This window comes from Parashewanella tropica (assembly GCF_004358445.1).
Lineage (GTDB): Bacteria > Pseudomonadota > Gammaproteobacteria > Enterobacterales > Shewanellaceae > Parashewanella > Parashewanella tropica.
This window is the reverse complement of record NZ_CP037951.1, coordinates 4,191,403-4,210,083: the sequence shown is the minus strand read 5'-3', so window position 1 is coordinate 4,210,083 and position 18,681 is coordinate 4,191,403. Positions and strand designations below refer to the sequence as shown.

18 protein-coding genes are annotated in these 18,681 nt (G+C 43.2%); 14 read left to right on the top strand and 4 right to left on the bottom strand.

The annotated features are described in order from the left end of the window. Positions 1 to 15: 15 nt before the first annotated feature. From E2H97_RS18675 to glmU, 12 genes are all read left to right on the top strand, one after another. On the top strand, positions 16 to 399 hold the full coding sequence (locus E2H97_RS18675) for an ATP synthase subunit I (protein WP_133408514.1): 384 nt from the start codon (positions 16 to 18) through the stop codon (positions 397 to 399). 12 nt (positions 400 to 411) lie between these two features. Next, positions 412 to 1,206 (top strand): F0F1 ATP synthase subunit A, encoded by a 795-nt coding sequence (atpB, locus tag E2H97_RS18670; RefSeq protein ID WP_133408513.1) that lies wholly within the window; start codon positions 412 to 414, stop codon positions 1,204 to 1,206. Between the two features lie 66 nt (positions 1,207 to 1,272). Continuing rightward, the gene (atpE, locus tag E2H97_RS18665) at positions 1,273 to 1,524 is read left to right on the top strand and encodes a F0F1 ATP synthase subunit C (protein ID WP_121837924.1); all 252 of its coding nucleotides are present in this window, start codon (positions 1,273 to 1,275) and stop codon (positions 1,522 to 1,524) included. 37 nt (positions 1,525 to 1,561) lie between these two features. Beyond that, positions 1,562 to 2,032, top strand: coding sequence for a F0F1 ATP synthase subunit B (gene atpF / locus E2H97_RS18660; protein ID WP_133408512.1), 471 nt, complete (start codon positions 1,562 to 1,564; stop codon positions 2,030 to 2,032). Positions 2,033 to 2,047: 15 nt separating this feature from the next. After that, positions 2,048 to 2,581: a F0F1 ATP synthase subunit delta gene (atpH, locus tag E2H97_RS18655; protein ID WP_133408511.1), complete on the top strand. Its 534-nt coding sequence runs from the start codon at positions 2,048 to 2,050 to the stop codon at positions 2,579 to 2,581. A 14-nt stretch (positions 2,582 to 2,595) separates the two neighbouring features. After that, positions 2,596 to 4,137, top strand: a complete 1,542-nt coding sequence (gene atpA / locus E2H97_RS18650) for a F0F1 ATP synthase subunit alpha (protein ID WP_121837927.1) — start codon at positions 2,596 to 2,598, stop codon at positions 4,135 to 4,137. 49 nt (positions 4,138 to 4,186) lie between these two features. Beyond that, entirely contained in the window at positions 4,187 to 5,053 is an 867-nt protein-coding gene (gene atpG, locus E2H97_RS18645) for a F0F1 ATP synthase subunit gamma (RefSeq protein ID WP_133408510.1), read from the top strand. A gap of 32 nt (positions 5,054 to 5,085) precedes the next feature. After that, entirely contained in the window at positions 5,086 to 6,471 is a 1,386-nt protein-coding gene (gene atpD, locus E2H97_RS18640; RefSeq protein WP_133408509.1) for a F0F1 ATP synthase subunit beta, read from the top strand. 50 nt (positions 6,472 to 6,521) lie between these two features. Further along, a complete protein-coding gene (locus tag E2H97_RS18635; protein ID WP_133408508.1) occupies positions 6,522 to 6,950 on the top strand; it encodes a F0F1 ATP synthase subunit epsilon in 429 nt (142 codons plus the stop codon). A 101-nt stretch (positions 6,951 to 7,051) separates the two neighbouring features. After that, complete coding sequence (locus E2H97_RS18630) at positions 7,052 to 7,912, top strand: hypothetical protein (protein ID WP_133408507.1); 861 nt, start codon at positions 7,052 to 7,054, stop codon at positions 7,910 to 7,912. Between the two features lie 108 nt (positions 7,913 to 8,020). Next, positions 8,021 to 8,974 carry a hypothetical protein gene (locus E2H97_RS18625; RefSeq protein ID WP_133408506.1) on the top strand — a complete coding sequence of 318 codons (954 nt, stop codon included), beginning with the start codon at positions 8,021 to 8,023 and terminating at the stop codon, positions 8,972 to 8,974. A 133-nt stretch (positions 8,975 to 9,107) separates the two neighbouring features. Beyond that, the gene (gene glmU / locus E2H97_RS18620; protein ID WP_133408505.1) at positions 9,108 to 10,469 is read left to right on the top strand and encodes a bifunctional UDP-N-acetylglucosamine diphosphorylase/glucosamine-1-phosphate N-acetyltransferase GlmU; all 1,362 of its coding nucleotides are present in this window, start codon (positions 9,108 to 9,110) and stop codon (positions 10,467 to 10,469) included. Between the two features lie 58 nt (positions 10,470 to 10,527). Here the strand turns inward: glmU and E2H97_RS18615 are convergent, their stop codons facing one another. Continuing rightward, positions 10,528 to 12,621, bottom strand: coding sequence for a class I adenylate-forming enzyme family protein (locus E2H97_RS18615; protein WP_133408504.1), 2,094 nt, complete (start codon positions 12,619 to 12,621; stop codon positions 10,528 to 10,530). Between the two features lie 391 nt (positions 12,622 to 13,012). After that, positions 13,013 to 14,215, bottom strand: coding sequence for an IS256 family transposase (locus tag E2H97_RS18610; protein WP_133408503.1), 1,203 nt, complete (start codon positions 14,213 to 14,215; stop codon positions 13,013 to 13,015). 232 nt (positions 14,216 to 14,447) lie between these two features. Between E2H97_RS18610 and E2H97_RS18605 the strand changes: the two genes are divergently transcribed. Further along, positions 14,448 to 15,623, top strand: coding sequence for an MFS transporter (locus E2H97_RS18605; protein ID WP_170308357.1), 1,176 nt, complete (start codon positions 14,448 to 14,450; stop codon positions 15,621 to 15,623). Positions 15,624 to 15,723: 100 nt separating this feature from the next. Further along, a complete protein-coding gene (locus E2H97_RS18600) occupies positions 15,724 to 15,945 on the top strand; it encodes a hypothetical protein (protein ID WP_133408501.1) in 222 nt (73 codons plus the stop codon). Positions 15,946 to 15,977: 32 nt separating this feature from the next. Here the strand turns inward: E2H97_RS18600 and E2H97_RS18595 are convergent, their stop codons facing one another. Then, complete coding sequence (locus E2H97_RS18595) at positions 15,978 to 17,279, bottom strand: sensor histidine kinase (RefSeq protein WP_133408500.1); 1,302 nt, start codon at positions 17,277 to 17,279, stop codon at positions 15,978 to 15,980. Next, positions 17,269 to 18,639 (bottom strand): sigma-54-dependent transcriptional regulator, encoded by a 1,371-nt coding sequence (locus E2H97_RS18590; protein WP_133408499.1) that lies wholly within the window; start codon positions 18,637 to 18,639, stop codon positions 17,269 to 17,271. Before E2H97_RS18590 ends, E2H97_RS18595 begins: the two co-directional genes overlap by 11 nt. Between the last annotated feature and the right edge of the window lie 42 nt (positions 18,640 to 18,681).

The window sequence follows — 18,681 nt, the reverse complement described above, 5'->3', positions numbered from 1 at the left end:
AATGGAGAGGGTAATTTGACTGCGATTTTAGCTCGTCGTGGCCGTAGTGCCGCCTATAAACTGGTTTTGGCTCAAGCTGTGGTGTCTGTCGTCAGTTTTATCATCTTCTCTATCGTATGGGAATTACAATATGGGCTCGCTGCGTTTGCAGGGGGGCTTGTTGCTGTAGTTCCTAATTTTGTGTTCGCAACCCTTGCTTTCTCTCGTTCGGGAGCAAGCCAAGCAGATAAAGTCTTAAAAAGCTTTTACTGGGGGGAAGCGGTAAAGTTGCTGCTGACAATAGCATTATTCTCGTTGATATTTAGCGTATTCAAATTCGGTTTTATGCCGGTATTTGTCGGTTATCTATTAGCGCTGATGGTGCATTGGACGGCGCCTTTATACTTCAAGCAAAGTTAAGTGGGATGAATCATGGCTGCATCTGGTGAAGCGCTAACACCGCAGGGCTATATCCAACATCACCTTACCAATTTAACCGTTGGTGATGGGGTTTGGGCATGGCACGCTGATTCATTGTTCTTTTCGGTAGGTTTGGGTGTTCTTTTCTTGTGGTTATTCCGCTCTGTTGCCAAAAAAGCGACAACAGGCGTCCCTGGAAAGCTTCAGTGCTTTGTAGAGATGATTGTTGAATTTGTCGACAACAGTGTTAAAGAGACTTTCCACGGTAAAAACGCTCTGATTGCACCTCTTGCGTTGACCATTTTCGTATGGATCTTCCTGATGAACTTCATGGATATGATCCCTGTTGACTGGCTACCTGAGTTAGCTATGGCGATGGGTATTCCATACTTGAAAGTGGTACCTTCAACGGACCTTAACATTACCTTCAGTTTAGCTTTAGGTGTGTTTGTGCTGATCATTTATTACAGCATTAAAGTCAAAGGTGTATCAGGTTTTGCGAAAGAACTGACATTACAGCCTTTTAACCATTGGGCAATGATACCAGTCAACCTCCTGCTCGAATCCGTAACACTTATCGCTAAACCAATTTCATTGGCTTTGCGTTTGTTCGGTAACTTGTACGCGGGTGAGTTGATCTTCATCCTTATTGCGCTAATGTACGGTACTAACTTGGCACTTTCCGCTCTAGGTGTGACATTACACTTAGGTTGGTTAATCTTCCACATTCTAGTTATTACCCTGCAGGCGTTTATCTTCATGATGTTGACCATTGTTTACTTAAGCATGGCACATGAAGATCATTAAGGATTGCTGAAGAAAATTTTTTAACTAAATCAAACAACTAAATTAGATTTAGAATCGGAGATAAAGATGGAAACGATTTTAGGTATGACAGCAATCGCTGTTGCTCTACTGATTGGTATGGGTGCATTAGGTACTGCAATCGGTTTCGGCCTATTAGGTGGTAAGTTCTTGGAAGGCGCTGCTCGTCAACCAGAAATGGCTCCTATGCTTCAAGTTAAGATGTTCATCGTAGCGGGTCTACTTGACGCCGTAACTATGATCGGTGTGGGTATTGCATTGTTCATGCTGTTCACCAACCCACTAGGTGGCATGCTGTAACACACGCTTCTGTCTTAACTCTAATTAGGAGGCTGTTGTGAATATCGGCATCACTCTATTATGGCAGACGTTAGCATTTGCAATCTTCGTGTGGTTCTGCATGAAGTATGTATGGCCACCTCTTCTAGCTGCAATTGAAGAGCGCCAGAAGAAGATAGCTGACGGTCTAGCTGATGCGGATCGCGCCGCAAAAGATTTAGAGTTGGCTCAAGCGAAAGCCACTGACCAACTAAAAGAAGCCAAAGCTACAGCAAACGAAATCATTGAGTCCGCTAACAAGCGTAAAGCTCAAATCGTAGATGAAGCTAAAGCTGAGGCTGATGCTGAGCGTGCGAAAATCATCGCTCAGGGTCACGCAGAAATTGAAGCCGAACGTAATCGCGTGAAAGAAGAACTGCGTAAGCAAGTTGCTTCTCTAGCTATTCAAGGTGCTGAAAAAATCCTTGAACGTTCAATTGATCCAAACGCGCACAGTGACATTGTTGAAAAACTGGTTGCTGAAATTTGATAAGGGAGTGGAGTTATGGCTGAGTTAACCACCATTGCTCGCCCTTACGCAAAGGCAGCGTTTGACTATGCGGTTGAGCAAAGTGCCGTAGACGCTTGGGCAGAAATGCTTGAGTTTGCAGCACAAGTCGCTAGCCATGAAGATGTTGCTCCAACTTTGAAAGGTGCTTTAGCTCCTCAAAAGTTGGCGGAATTCTTTAACGGCATTTGTGGCGACCAGCTTAATGCTCATGGTCAAAACCTGATCAAAGTAATGGCTGAAAACGGACGCTTAGAAGTTCTACCTGCTGTTGCTGAACTTTTTGTCGAGTTTCGTAATGCTTGGGCGAAGGAAGTAGAAGCTGACGTAGTTTCTGCGACTGAATTAAGCCAAGATAAACTTGAGCAAATCAGCAAGCAACTAGAACAGCGTCTAGCACGCAAAGTAAAGCTGAATTGCAGCATTGATGCTAGCTTAGTCGCTGGTGTCATCATCAAAGCAGGCGACCTTGTCATTGACGGTTCTGTACGTGGAAAATTATCACGTATGACCGATGACTTGCTGTCGTAATTGGGAGTTTGAGCATGCAACTGAATTCCACTGAAATCAGCGATCTGATTAAACAGCGGATCGAGCAGTTCGAAGTCGTCAGTGAAGCACGCAACGAAGGTACTATCGTTGCAGTAAGTGACGGTATCATCCGCATTAACGGCCTAGCGGACGTTATGCAAGGTGAGATGATCGAATTGCCAGGCAACCGTTATGCAATCGCGTTGAACTTAGAACGTGATTCTGTAGGTGCCGTAGTGATGGGCTCTTATGCCGGATTGGCAGAGGGCGTAAAAGTTAAAACGACTGGTCGTATTCTAGAAGTACCAGTAGGCCGTGGTCTACTAGGTCGTGTGGTAAACACGCTAGGTGAGCCAATCGACGGTAAAGGTCCACTGGATAACGATGGCTTCTCTCCTGTAGAAGTAATCGCACCAGGCGTTATTGACCGTAAGTCGGTTTCTCAACCAGTACAAACCGGTTATAAAGCCGTTGACTCAATGATACCAATCGGTCGTGGTCAGCGTGAGCTTATCATCGGTGACCGTCAAACCGGTAAAACCGCGATGGCAATCGATGCCATCATCAACCAGAAAGACTCAGGCATTGCTTGTGTGTACGTAGCAGTAGGCCAAAAGGCTTCTACCATTGCTAACGTAGTACGTAAGCTGGAGGAGCACGGTGCACTACAAAACACTATCGTGGTAGTAGCAACGGCTTCTGAAGCGGCAGCGCTTCAATTCCTAGCTCCATACTCTGGTTGTTCTATGGGTGAATACTTCCGTGACCGCGGTGAAGATGCGCTGATCGTATACGATGATTTGTCTAAGCAAGCTGTTGCTTACCGTCAGATCTCGCTACTACTTAAGCGTCCACCAGGCCGTGAAGCATACCCAGGTGACGTATTCTATCTACACTCGCGTCTACTAGAGCGTGCAGCTCGTGTAAACGAAGACTATGTAGAGAAGTTCACCAAGGGTGAAGTGAAAGGTAAGACCGGTTCTTTGACTGCTCTACCTATCATTGAAACCCAAGCGGGTGACGTATCAGCGTTCGTACCAACCAACGTAATTTCGATTACCGATGGTCAGATCTTCCTAGAAACCGACCTATTTAACTCTGGCCTACGTCCAGCGGTTAACCCTGGTATTTCGGTATCTCGTGTAGGTGGTGCTGCGCAAACCAAGATCATTAAGAAACTGTCTGGCGGTATCCGTACTGCACTAGCACAGTATCGAGAGCTTGCAGCGTTCTCTCAGTTTGCATCTGACCTTGATGATGCAACACGTGCTCAGCTTGAGCATGGTGAGCGTGTAACCGAACTAATGAAGCAAAAGCAGTACGCACCAATGAGCGTAGCTGATCAAGCAGTATCTATTTTCGCTGCTGAAAAAGGCTACCTAAAAGGTGTTGAGCTGAATAAAGTCGGTCACTTCGAAGCCGCTCTGCTCTCATACATGAACAGCGAACACGCTGATCTACTTAAGACCATCAACGAGACTGGCGACTACAATGCCGACATCGAAGCAGGTCTTAAAGCAGGTCTAGACAAGTTCGTTGAAACCCAAACCTGGTAATGAACAGGAGGTGTCTTAAGGCACCTCAGGTCCAGATTGGAGAGTAGAGATGGCCGGCGCTAAAGAGATTAAAACTAAGATCGGGAGTGTTCAAAACACTCAGAAGATCACCTCCGCGATGGAGATGGTTGCTGCCAGTAAGATGCGCCGTGCGCAAGATCGAATGGAAGCTAGCCGTCCGTATGCGGATATTATGCGTAAGGTGATCGGTCACGTCGCGCAAGGCTCTCTTGAGTACAAACACCCTTATTTAGAGGTGAGAGAAGCCAAGCGGGTTGGTTACATTGTGGTGTCAACCGACCGTGGTCTTTGTGGTGGTTTGAACGTTAACTTGTTTAAGAAAGTTGCGGCAGACGTGAAAACTTGGACAGACAAGGGCGCTGAAGTGGACTTTTGTCCTATCGGTTCTCGCAGTGTGCAATTTTTCAAAAAGTTTGGTGGTAACGTGGTATCTCACGCATCAGGTCTAGGCGACGCTCCGGCGTTAGAAGATTTGATCGGTACCGTACGCGTAATGCTTCAAGCTTACAACGAAGGCAAATTGGATCGTTTGTACGTGGTATTCAACAAATTTGTGAACACCATGACGCAAACCCCAGTGATCGAACAGCTGCTACCTTTGCCAAAACCGGAAAAGGATGATGAGTACATCGGTCATCATTGGGACTACATCTACGAGCCAGATCCAAAAGTATTGTTGGATCAACTATTGGTTCGTTATGTTGAGTCTCAAGTGTACCAAGGTGTTGTTGAAAACGTTGCGTCTGAGCAAGCAGCCCGTATGGTTGCAATGAAGGCCGCAACCGACAACGCAGGTGCGCTAATTGATGATCTGCAACTGGTATACAACAAAGCCCGTCAGGCTGCGATTACGCAAGAGCTGTCGGAAATTGTGTCAGGTGCAGCCGCCGTTTAGGCAAGGTAAAAAAAAATTTTAGAGGATTAATCATGAGCACAGGTACTGTTGTCCAAGTAATTGGCGCGGTTGTGGACGTTGAGTTTCCACAAGATGCTGTACCTCAGGTATATGACGCTCTGAAAATCGTTGGTGAAGGTGCCTGTAATGGCCTGGTGCTGGAAGTTCAGCAGCAGCTTGGTGGTGGTGTAGTTCGTGCCATTGCTATGGGTTCATCAGACGGTCTGCGTCGTGGTATCGAGGTAGAAAACTCAGGATCACCAATTCAAGTTCCAGTTGGTGCGGCTACGCTAGGTCGTATCATGAACGTATTAGGTGAGCCTGTGGATGAAGCTGGTGACATCGGTGAAGAAGAACGTTACGTGATCCACCGTGACGCTCCTTCATACGAAGATCAGTCAAACACCACAGAACTTCTAGAAACGGGTATTAAAGTTATCGACTTAGTATGTCCGTTTGCTAAAGGTGGTAAAGTTGGTCTGTTCGGTGGTGCGGGTGTAGGTAAAACCGTAAACATGATGGAACTTATCAACAACATCGCGAAGGCTCACTCGGGTCTATCTGTATTCGCGGGTGTTGGTGAGCGTACTCGTGAAGGTAACGACTTCTACTACGAGATGGAAGAGTCAGGCGTACTAGACAAAGTAGCCATGGTATACGGCCAGATGAATGAGCCGCCAGGAAACCGTCTACGTGTTGCATTGACCGGTCTTACAATGGCTGAGAAGTTCCGTGACGAAGGTAAAGACGTACTATTGTTCGTTGATAACATCTATCGTTACACTCTTGCTGGTACCGAGGTATCTGCACTTCTCGGTCGTATGCCATCAGCAGTAGGTTACCAGCCAACTCTTGCAGAAGAGATGGGTGTACTTCAAGAGCGTATTACCTCGACTAAGACAGGTTCTATTACCTCTGTACAAGCCGTATACGTACCTGCGGATGACTTAACGGATCCATCACCAGCAACTACGTTTGCTCACTTGGATGCGACCGTTGTATTGTCTCGTCAAATTGCATCTTTGGGTATCTACCCAGCAGTTGACCCGCTCGATTCGACTTCTCGTCAGCTAGACCCACAAGTTGTTGGTCAAGAGCACTATGACGTAGCGAACGGCGTACAAACTGTATTGCAACGTTATAAAGAGCTAAAAGACATCATCGCAATTCTTGGTATGGACGAATTATCTGATGAAGATAAAACGACCGTAGCACGTGCACGTAAGATTGAGCGTTTCTTATCGCAACCATTCTTCGTGGCTGAAGTCTTTACCGGTTCTCCAGGTAAGTACGTTTCTCTGAAAGACACCATTGCAGGCTTCAAAGGTCTACTAAACGGTGACTATGACCACGTTCCAGAGCAAGCGTTCTACATGGTTGGTTCTATCGAAGAAGCGGTAGAAAAAGCCAACAAGTAATATTAGAGCTTAGGTCTTGCTCGCAAGACCGAGTTTCTTAAGGAGATCGGATGGCAGCCATGACAGTACATCTTGATATCGTGAGTGCGGAGAAGCGCATTTTCAATGGCCGAGTATCACTATTAGAGGTAACCGGTACTGAAGGTGAACTGGGCATTAAGCCTGGTCACGCGCCTTTGCTGACCACTATCAAGCCTGGCATGGCACGCATCGTTAAGCAAGACGGCGCTGAAGAAGTGTTTTACTTATCTGGCGGAATGCTAGAAGTACAACACACTTCGGTTGCGGTATTAGCTGATGTGGTGTTGCGTGCCGATGAAATTGATGAAAACGCGGCGAGTGAAGCTAAGAAGCGTGCCGAAGCCTTGATTGCAGAAGCAGGACAAGATTTCGATTACGAGTCAGCTATGGTGGAGTTATCCAAAGCCATGGCACAGCTTCGTGTGGTGGAAACCATCAAGAAGAACATTGCCAGATAAAACAATGGTAAATGAAAAAAGGCGACCTTAGGTCGCCTTTTTTAATGCATCAAAATCACCGTTTCTTACTAAACTTTGCTTAGGACAAGGAGCGGTTTAGTATGAACAAACTGGAAACCAATACCCAGGCTCAGCTTATTTATGCAAATAAAGAGTCTGAGATCATACAGCAAGATGAAGCTTCTCAGCTTAGAGAAATTAAATTTACAGAAGAAACCACGCGGTTACTGGTTAAATTGTTTTACGAGGAGTACGCCGAAAAAGAGGCATTTGATCATTTCAACAAAATTACCAAAGATTTTAGTCGAGTCCTTCCTGGTGCCGAGATTGAAATGACAGAGTTCTGTCATGATACAGAACCCGCAGCTAAACCTACGCTTTCTCAAACCATGCTTTCTGGAAAATACGGCACCTTCAAACAATTACAGCAAGCACTTCCTGAGCATCTACACGCCTTTCTTGAAGTTACTGTGACTGATAATGGCACAGTAAATTATATTGTCGACGGGCGTCTCTTTCACAGTGAAAGCCTCACGGATTTACTGTTAGAGATTAAAAATGAAGAAGGAAGAGGGCTAATCAAACATTTGCCAGAAGATTTACGTCAATATGTTATTGCCAATAAAAACGATTTTACCCATTGGTTAACTATCAATGAACCTAAAATCGATACGGAAAAAACCGTCGATGACTTAGTTAAACAAGGTTCGGCTGATGCCTTGGTTCCTACCTTAAAATATTACCTTTCAGAGCATCCTTGCGGCGTAGAAGTCAAAGTCTTATTAGATCAATTACAGCTCGCTGAATTTGCATTATCGGATGCCTTGGATCGAATGGAAAACCCCTCTGCTCCTGAGAAAGGAGCGTCAAACGAAGAGTGGGAACACTATGCCGAGGTTACTGGAATTAAAGGGCATTTGATGAATTTGAATGTGGCTTATCTGCTTCTAAGTCAGGATTAAACTTAGAAATTGGTTAAGTGCTTATCATTAAATCTGTATAGATTAATTATCAATATACAATTTCACTTCTACACTTAGCACTAAGGTTTTCAAGGAAGAGTGTTTATTATGCCTGTAGGTGGAATTGGTCCTGGAAGTTATGCTCTAAGTACGAAGCAAATGCAGAGTATTTTAAAGGGAGATGAAAAAGCATTTTTAAAGCAAAGTGTTACTGAAAAAATACATGATTTGTTTAGGCGGTTCACTGGGCAGAAAACTCAAAAACAAGAATTAGTTGAGTTCTATGTATCGGTAGTTAACTCATATTATGAAAATATTGGTGACACAGTTTCTGAAAGACTTGGCGAACATAAAAACATCACGACTCAAGATTCTCAATTTGATAATCCTCTTTTTGCTGGAAAATACGAGACTTTTTTACGTTTAAAAGCAGCGTTACCGCCTGAAGTAACAGAAGATATGTCAGTAAATGTATCAGCGGATGGGTACGTTGATTATATCTATGATGGCCATGTCTTATTCAGTGAAGAAGTAAGTGATATGTTACTGGACATAAAAGATGAACAAGGAAACTGTTTCGCTTCAAACCTAGATGTAAAAGTCAAAGATTTCGTAAATGCAAATCACCAAGAATTTACTGATTGGTTGAGGGAGACAACCGAAAACCCTGAAGCAGAGTTCAAGCAAACGGGGGCTATAGCCGCTGATGATGTTGTACCTGCTGTTCACTTTTTTTTATTGAAACACCCAGAAGGGGTTGCATTTCAGAAGCTGATGCACGAGCTGAATGAAACTGAAGACGTTTATGAAAAAACTGACGCTTCTATGATTAGGTGGGTAGTTCCAAATGATCCCGGGGAGGATATTCCTGAAGATCAAAAAGCTGAATATCAGCGATTGGTAAATGATAAATTGTACTTGGTGACTTTTGTTCGTGAGTGTGAGTTAATTGATCATGAAGCTAAGCAACAAGAAACAAACTCGATGTTGCAAGGTGAATTTTCCAGCTCATTGCATTTACATCCCGAAGCTAATAGTAGATTAAAGGAACCTAAAACCTAAGCTTTATACTGAGCAGGTAAGGGGGCTCAGTGAGCTACCTTACTGCTTTTTTTCTTGTTTCTCAAAAATTCCTTTTCCGCTTTAAATTCAATTCCGTTAAAATCATCGACAGATTTTTTTAAAGGACATTACCATGGCTCTCAATGTAGTTATTCTTGCTGCCGGCAAAGGAACTCGGATGCGTTCCGACTTGCCAAAAGTACTGCACCCAATCGCTCACCAATCTATGGTTGAACATGTGATTGATACTGCCCACCAGCTTGACGCCAAAAGCGTTAACTTGGTGTATGGCTATGGTGGTGACAAGCTAAAAGCAACCGTGACCGATGACAGCCTAAATTGGGTACTGCAAGCAGAACAATTAGGCACGGGGCATGCGGTTGCACAAGCCAATGATCACATTGATGACAATGACACGGTATTGGTACTTTACGGTGATGTACCACTGATTCAAGCGCAAACCCTGCAAGCCTTGCTCGAAGCCAAATCTGACAATGGCTTAGCCATTCTAACGGTAAAATTGGATAACCCAACGGGCTATGGTCGTATCGTACGTGATAATGGCAAAGTGGTGGGGATTGTTGAGCAAAAGGATGCTAACGCCGAGCAACTCGCCATCAATGAAGTCAATACTGGCATTATGGCGCTGCCTGGCAAGCAGTTAAAAACTTGGTTATCTCAATTATCGTCAGATAATGCTCAAGGTGAATATTATCTTACTGATGTGATAGCAATGGCGCACGCTGAAGGTGTGGATATTGCCACTGCGCACCCTGAATCTGCGATTGAAGTGGAAGGTGCGAATAATCGCGTGCAACTGGCGCAATTAGAGCGTGCTTACCAAGCTCGTCAGGCAGAAAAGCTGATGCTTGAGGGAGCAAATCTTCGTGACCCAAGTCGTATCGATATTCGTGGAACCGTAAATGTCGGCATGGATGTAATGATTGATGTGAATACCGTCTTTGAAGGTGACGTCATTCTTGGTAATAATGTCACCATTGGTGCAGGCGCCATCATCATCAACAGTACCATTGCCGATAATGCAGTGATCAAGCCTTACTCCGTCATTGAAAACGCCATTGTGGGTGAAGATGCCAGCGCTGGACCTTTTGCCCGTTTACGCCCAGGAGCAGAACTTAAGCAAGACGCTCATGTGGGCAACTTTGTGGAGATGAAAAAATCCGTCTTAGGCAAAGGTTCAAAAGCGGGTCACTTAACCTATCTTGGCGATACTGAAGTCGGAGAAAAAGCCAATATCGGTGCCGGTACCATTACTTGTAACTATGACGGTGTGAATAAGTTTAAAACCATCATTGGCGATGGTGCTTTCATTGGTTCAAATTCATCGCTGGTGGCGCCTGCTGAAATTGGATATATGGCAACGGTAGGGGCAGGCTCTGTGATCACTAATAAAGTGGAAGATGAGCAGCTAGCGGTAGCGCGCAGTAAACAACGTAATTTATCTGGCTGGCAACGCCCAACCAAGAAAAAATAGCTTTTTGAGGTCGGTATAGGCAAGAGTCTATACCGACTCATCGTTTACCTAATAAGGCTTATGCCTGTTGCTGAGCCAAATCTAATGTTACCTGCTCTGTAGCCTCCAAAATTTGCCCATGAGATGGATTGGTACAACCTTGATAATTGGTTTTAATTTGCTCCATTACTTTGTTTTTGAGTAAAACGATTTGTGGTTTTGCTGTTTTGGTTGTCGGTATGCATTTAGGGTTCTCACTGACAAAAACGAGCCCCTCTTGCGGAAGTTCTGCTCTTTCAGCCCCTTTTGATATCATGTGTTGGCACAGCTCATTAAAGTTGTAGTCCTGATTCGGTTTTTTGATGACTATCATCACAAAATGATCGTCTCCACCCTGATTGGTGAAATCTTTAGGTATAGGGAAAAATACGGCACTTTGTACAAACTCGCATCCCATCGCTGCAGATGCTAGGGCCGGTGGACTGTAATTTTTTCCACCTTTGATCATTATTTCTTTTTGGCGCCCTGTTATGTCAAAGGTTTGGTCAGAATGAACTTCAACAATATCCCCTGTATTGACCCAGACTCGACCATCAATATCGGTAATAAACGTTTTCGCCGTTTCTTCTGGGTTATAAAGGTATTCTTTTGCAGTATTACCAGTAACGTACATAATGCCTTCGACTTTATCTCCCTCCTGAACTTTTGTTACGAAAGCGGTACGAGGATCAAATCCATTTTGTAAAGTATTCCCGCCAGCGACGACGCCATGATGATCCCCGTATACTGAGTTATAACGGCCAGTTTTTGGATCTTGAAGGTGTGAAAGTACGGTAAGCTCGGTCATGCCATAACCTGAAATAAAGGTACACCCTTCGCCAAAGGCTTCTTTCGTTGATTCAATAGTGCTTTGTTTGGCTGCTGATCCGCCATTTACTACTAATACAGTTTTACCTTGATACGTGTCTGTAAAAAATGTACCAAATGCTTGGATAACACCTTCTAGTTGTCTATCTACACTAAAGAGAACATCATAGGTTTGACTGCCAATGGTGGCTTGTAATTCTGCTGGATCCGCTGGAGAGTGAAGAATAGTAACCTCTGAGCGTAAAACTGGCGCCCCTTGTGTCAAAATCATGTTTCCATATGCGTGTGCGGTAGGCAAACCAAAAAATACTTTTGTTGGGGTCTGCTTGTTGAAGACATGACCATATTCTCTTCGCATATGTGCGGCATATTGATGGGCATTAGTGACACAATTTCTATGGGTATAAACAACAGGCTTACCGGATTTACCTGTGGTACCGCTGGTAAACAGTATTTCAGAGGGTTGGTCTAGTGTCGCTATTGTAGTAGGTATAGGTGTGACTTTAGCCCCTGAGTTAATAAATTGCTTGTAGGAGTGGCATTTGATATCGCTTACTGCATTAACGGCAGATTGAGTGAGTTTGTAGTGTGATGGTTTTTGTGCGCCCATTTCAACAAAAATAAGCTGTATATCTTTCGGGTGAAAATTTTGTTCTTTAGCGGCATCTACTCTACTCTTTTCATATTTTGCTGTTTGCATCTCTTTTATCGTTGCGAGGGCGACTTTTTTTAATTCAGGGTCGTCAGGTAACACAATTACTTTTGGGAATGTATTGAGAATACAGTCTTCTAATTGTGCCTTGAATGCCTGAGGAGTTTGAGATATTACAGGTATTGCTGGTACGCATCCTGCCCGCTGAGTACCAAGCTTACAAACTAAAGATTCAATACTGGTTGGTAACATTAATAGTACTCTGTCACCCGCTTTAAATTGACTACTGTGTAGCTGTTGTAACTTGCCACCAAAAGCAGAGGTTTGTTGGTCGAGTTGATGATAGGTCATGGCCGCATCTTTGGTTCTAACCGCGACCTTGTCTGGGGTTTTATTAAATGCCCGTTCCCAAATTTCAACAGATGAATATAGCTCTAATTCTTGTTCTACGTATTCTTTTGTTGACGGGTGAGCACCAATAAAGGCTTGTATTTGAGGAGAGTGAGCCGCATAGTTCTCCGTGCGGCTCCAATCAATGGTGCCATCATCGTTATAAGGGGAATGAAATTCAGCAACAACAGGGTCGTTACCTGGAGTCGCAATGTGTGCTTCTATTCTTTCTGGCTCTTCTTGTTTAGGCGGTTCGATAGGCATATCGCTTGTTGCAACAGCATCTTATAATTGTTCCATAGTTCTTCCTAACATGTTTGAGGTGGGATACTTTCTTACATGAAGGAGATTAATTGCTTGGATGAGAAGCGCTTAATTACTATTGTGGATAAGTTATATAAGGGTTTAATATAAATCTTAAGATAATCGCTCACTAAATCAAAATAACAATGAAAAAACAGAATGTTAGATTAGACATTTTTACAGAAAACGAAGTGAATAATTAGCTTTTAGATAATAAAAAATAAATAAAAGTTAATATAAAATAAGGATTTTACTCTATGTTGTTTATTGATTTAGACAGTCTCTGGTAATATTTTTACGTCATTCTATGCCCACGAAGAGAGCGTTCAGAATTCTGTGTCAGCCTAAACTTTTAAATATCTAGCACATTGTCTAGCCGGCCTTCAAAATGAATAGCAAATTGCGACAATGCTAAGTTCCAGTTTTGTACTGGCATTGTCCATTTCTTAGAAGCATTCAATATGCCCGCGTAAAGCAACTTTAGCAAGCTGTTTTCATTTGGGAATGCGCCTTTTGTCTTGGTGAGTTTCCTAAACTGGCGATGTACAGCCTCAATAGCATTGGTCGTATAAATGGCTCGGCGCACATATTCAGGATATTTGAAGTAAACTGACAAGTTTTCCCATTTCCTGCGCCAAGAGTCGATAACGATCGGATACTGGCTTCCCCATTTGTTTTCTAGCTCATCTAAGGCAGTCTCTGCGGCCGTTCTACTTGTCGCTCTATAAATAGGCTTTAAATCAGCCATAAACGCCTTCTGGTGCTTTGATGCAATATACTTTATTGAGTTGCGTACTTGGTGAATAACGCAAAGCTGAACCTCTGTTTCTGGATAAATACTAGCAATTGCTTCAGGGAATCCATTTAACCCATCAACACAAGCGATTAAGATATCTTTAATACCACGATTATGAAGATCGGTCAGTACAAATAGCCAGTAATTTGCACCTTTTGACTCTGAAAGGTAAAGCCCAAGAAGTTCTTTCTTACCTTCCAGATTTACTCCTAAAATCGTGTAAATAGCCTTACTGACATAGCGACCATTATCTTTGATTTTATAGTGAATCGCATCCAGCCAGATAATTGGGTATACCTCGTCTAAACTGCGTTGCTGCCACTCTTTTAGTTGGGGGATAAGTTTATCAGTTACCGCTGTCAAACTGGCCTCAGAAAGCTCTAAACCATACAAATCAGCTATATGAGTTTTTATATCACGATAGCTCATACCCATTGAAAACATGGATAGAATCTTACGATCAATTTCATCAGAAAGCTTAGTTTGATTCTTTTTAACAAGCTGGGGTTCAAAGTTACCAGCTCTGTCCCTTGGCGTTTCTAATTCGAATTCGCCAACTGAAGACTTAACGGTTTTCTTGCTTGAACCATTTTTACGATTAGGCTCTGGATCAGAGTTCAAATGCTGATCAAGTTCAGCTTTAAGTGCTGCTTCTGTTAGTTGTTTGATTAAAGGAGTGAGAACACCATCTGCACCTGTTAAACCTTTACCTGATTGAAGTTGTTCTATAGCTTTATTGAAATCGAAATCTTGAGTCATGTGTCATTCCTGTTTTTTTACATTTTACTGAAATGACACAGATTTCTAAACACTACCCCCACGAATGCCCCCTTGTCCTATGTGGAAGGTATTTTGTCTTTGACTTAACTTGAGCTTATTCTCACTTTTTCTCATTAATTGTTATTCATAAAATAGTGACAAAATCCTAGTCTTATCTTTAGACTAATGAAACGAGTTTTTTACTAGTTATTGAGGTTGTATTATCACTGAAGTGAACAATGAAACAACTAATAGCTATCTAATTTGCGCTTTCATTATAGGCTTTATTACCTTTTCCCTGTTGTACGTCATTCAACCGCTACTTCCTGATTTAACGACTTCATTTCGACTTTCAAGTAGTCAGAGTACATTAGCTCTTTCAACAAGCTTAATTGGTATTGTGCTGGCATTGCTTTTATCGGGAATGTTACTTAGTAAGTTTCGCTTTATATGGTTATGCGTACTCAGTTTGCTGGCTGCGTCGCTGTGTAATCTCTGGATCAGTACGCAAACACAATGGTGTTGGGTGCTTACTCTTCGGTTTTTCATGGGTTTGTTTGTTGGGATAGTACCAGCTTCTTTTATCGCTTATCTTTCGTCAACAGAAACACCAAAAAATCTGCCATATATTGTTGGAGTTTATACCAGTGGAACGGTTTTTGGTGGATTAGTGGGGAGAGTTATTGCAGTCGTGGGAGCAGATCATAAAGGCTGGTCATTTCCTATTGAATTGATATCGATAGTGGGAATGATAGGTATAGCTTGGGTCGCATGTTTTTTTAAAACTAAAACCGCTAAGTCACCAGTAAGTAATGCGAATAAATTGACTTTTTTACAAGGCTGGAAAAGTAATTTAACCAATCGAAATGTCGTTAAATTAAGCCTGATCAGTTTTTGTATGATGGGGTGCTTTGTTAGCATTTATAACATTATTGTATTCCGGTTAAAACTGCCGCCTTTCCAACTTTCAGGTCTCACCATTAGTTTGTTATTTTTAACGCATGGTTTTGGTGGGGTAAGCTCATTATTATCTGGAAAACTGACGACTAAGTTTAACTCAAAGCAAGTGGTAATGGCTTGTTTTTGCGGGGTTGGTATAGGGGCAATTTTTCTTTCTGTAGATAGCTTTATTGTTATCTTTTTAGGTTGCTCTATTCTGACGTTTTCTTTTTTTCTTGCTCACTCATTGTGCAGTGGTCTCGTCACTACATTTTCAAAAACCTCTAAACATCAAGCTGCGTCCATGTATCTGGTTTCGTATTATCTGGGAGCTAGCGTTATTCCGATATTTAATGGCTATTTGTGGCAGGCATTTGGATGGTCGGCGGTGCTGATTTCATTGCTAAGCGTAACTGTGTTTTCTATCATACTCGCTTGGTTATTGGATGAAGCTGTTATTACTCATTGACCAAAATCTAGTTATGGTTAAAAAATTCGATACTCCTCACATATTCCCTTTCGTTACTTGCTTACATTTATTTCACTATCTGTTTTCTAGGAGTGAAATCATGAGTGGTCCAAAATTTAATATTGTTTATAACGGTGAGCTAAGTGATGGCGTACACAACTGGCAAAGCATCAGTGGCAGTCATTACTATTGGCACCCAGATTGGATGCATATTGCTGAAGACATTACCGGTCATAAAGCCGTAACACCGTTAGCAAAAGACAAACAACACGATAAAGACAGTGTGCAAACGGAACTCAGCAAGCACATCGAACAAAAGTAAGGGGCTATAACGCGTTCAGTTAGGCTTGAGGGTTAACCAAAGGTCAATCGAAAACATGCGCCTTTATTGGTATTGTTGATGTACCCCAAATCTCCGCCATGTTGGATCATAATGTGGTGAGATAAGCTCAGCCCTATTCCAGAGCCTTGTGGTTTGGTGGTAAAAAAGGGCACAAACATCATGTCTACCACTTCAGGTTGCACGCCTTGTCCTGAGTCGGTGATATCAACGATAACCTGCGATTGCCGGTTCTGCTTTAGCTCAATACCAATGTGTTTTTCATCCTTATAGGTTATCGCTTCGGTGGCATTTTTCATTAGATTGATAAGCACTTGTTCTATTTGGCTAGGATCGGCCATCAGCTGGTAATCGCTGCTGATATTCGAAGTGAAGTTAACCTTTTGCTGTTGCCATTGCGGGGTAAACAAGGTGATCACTGATTCAATTAAGGTTCGCAGGGAAATCGGTTTCAGATCTGGTTTAGGCAACTGGCTCAGTTGTCTAAATTGGCTGATAAATTGATTGAGGTGCTGAGTTCGATTGGCAATAGTTGCAAGCGCCAGTTGCAGATCTTGCTTGTCGTCTTCATCATCAAACGCCAATGTATCAGGCAGTAACCCTGTTGCTGTTTGGGCTAATGAAGTGAGCGGAGTGATCGAATTGGCGATTTCATGGGTTAGTACCTTGGTGAGCTTTTTATAAGCTTGTTGCTCTTTCGCCTGTAGAGCAATATAAATCGATTGCACACTTACAAGTTTAAGGTTTTGTCCGTGTATGCGCACTCGATTAATTTGCACTGACAGCATATCCTGATGATCGCCTCGCTGCCACGATAAGGTTAAGCGCTGGTGGTCATTGACCTCATCAATGATTTTGCCTAGCTTTCCCAGAGAATCACTATGTTGCTGAATACCACCGAGTAGCCGCTCGCAAGCTGGATTTTTCTGAATGATGTTCCCTGTATCATCGACCACTAAAATCGCCAAATCAAGATGATGCAAAACGGTTTGCAAATAATGCACTTGCTCTTCAGCTAACTCACGGCTGCGTTTGAGCTCTGCTGCCACCGCTTGCATTTTTTGTTGTAGAGGGTGACGACTTGAAAGTCCAAACGAAGGATCGCCATTCGCCAGAGCGGTCAGTACTCTGGCAACATCCTTTTGTTGCTTCAAAAGCATGACGATCAGCTTATAAACCAACCCTGCTGAGCTTAATAAACTGACGAGCACTACGGCATTAACGCCTTGAGAGTGCCAAAGTAATGCTGAAAATACGCTGGAAAACGTTAATGCCATGACCCATAGGCTTGCTTGCAGTACTTGTTTAGAGTTCATGTTTCTCTAGTCTTCTGTATAACGCACCACGAGTTAATCCAAGGGCTTTAGCCGCTTTACTGACATTGCCTTGATAATGAGCCAGCGCGGCTGCAACGGTTTGTTTTTCCACTTCCTTTAAATCAAACGTATTAAGCTGAGTTTCAGTGGGGGGGACTGGCGCCTGATTGGTGAGAATGGCGTCGATATTTAAGGTATCACCTTCCGATAAGATCACCGCGCGTTCAATCGAGTGTGCCAGCTCTCTGACATTCCCCGGCCATGAATAACGACACAAGCGTTTCATATCGCTTGGTGTCACTTTCAATTGTTGCTGGTATTTGTGACTAAAGTGATTGAGGTAATGCTCCACCAGCAGAGGAATGTCTTGTTCACGATCTTTAAGTGGTGGCAAGGTGATTTCAATGGTATTGATACGATACAAAAAATCCTGCCTGAATAACCCCTGCTCAACCGCTTGATAAAGGTTGTGATTGGTAGCGCAAATTAATCGGGTATCAAAATTAATACTTTTGTTACTTCCAACCGGTGTTAGTTGCCTATTTTGCAATACCGCGAGTAACTTGGCTTGTTGTGAAAGCGGCAAGTTTCCAATTTCATCTAGAAACAAACTGCCTTTATCGGCGAGTTGAAAACGTCCCACTCGGTCTTGCTTGGCATCGGTAAACGCGCCTTTTTTATGACCAAATAGCTCACTTTCAAATAGGGTGTCGGAGACGGAGCCCATATCTAAACCAATAAAGGTTTGATCTGCGCGAGGGCTGGCTTGATGGATCGCTCGGGCTGCCAGCTCTTTACCGGTGCCACTTTCTCCCAAGATCAGAATATTGGCATCGGTTTTCGCGGCTTTTTCTATGGTGTCGAATACCTTGAGCATGGCAGGACTTTCGCCTAAAAAGGCTTGCTGCTGACCTTGAAGCGCAAGGCTGAGTCCTTGGTTTTGTAGATTCAACTGTTGTTTTTGTTTACGGGTTTCACTGTGCGCCATCGCCGCAGTGACGACCGCCAGTAATGCCTCATTTTGCCAAGGCTTAGCAATAAAGTCAGTGGCACCGGCTTTGATGGCGTTGACCGCTAAATCCAGCTCGGCATAGGCGGTCATCATAATGACGCTGATCTCCGGCTTTTGCTGCAAAATATGTTGCAGCCAAGTAAAGCCTTCCTTGCCACTGATGGCATCTTGAGAAAAATTCATATCCAGCAAAATGACATCAAATTCAAATTGCTTCAGGTAAGCGTCTATCTGCTGTGGATCTGTAGTGGTCTTTACTTGTTGAAAATGCTGCTTTAACAACAATCGTGACGCGGTAAGAATGTCCGCATTATCATCAACAATTAAAATACTGCCTTGGTGTTTCATGAGAAAGTCGTCCGCTGATCCGTGAAAGTAAGCGGATTTTAC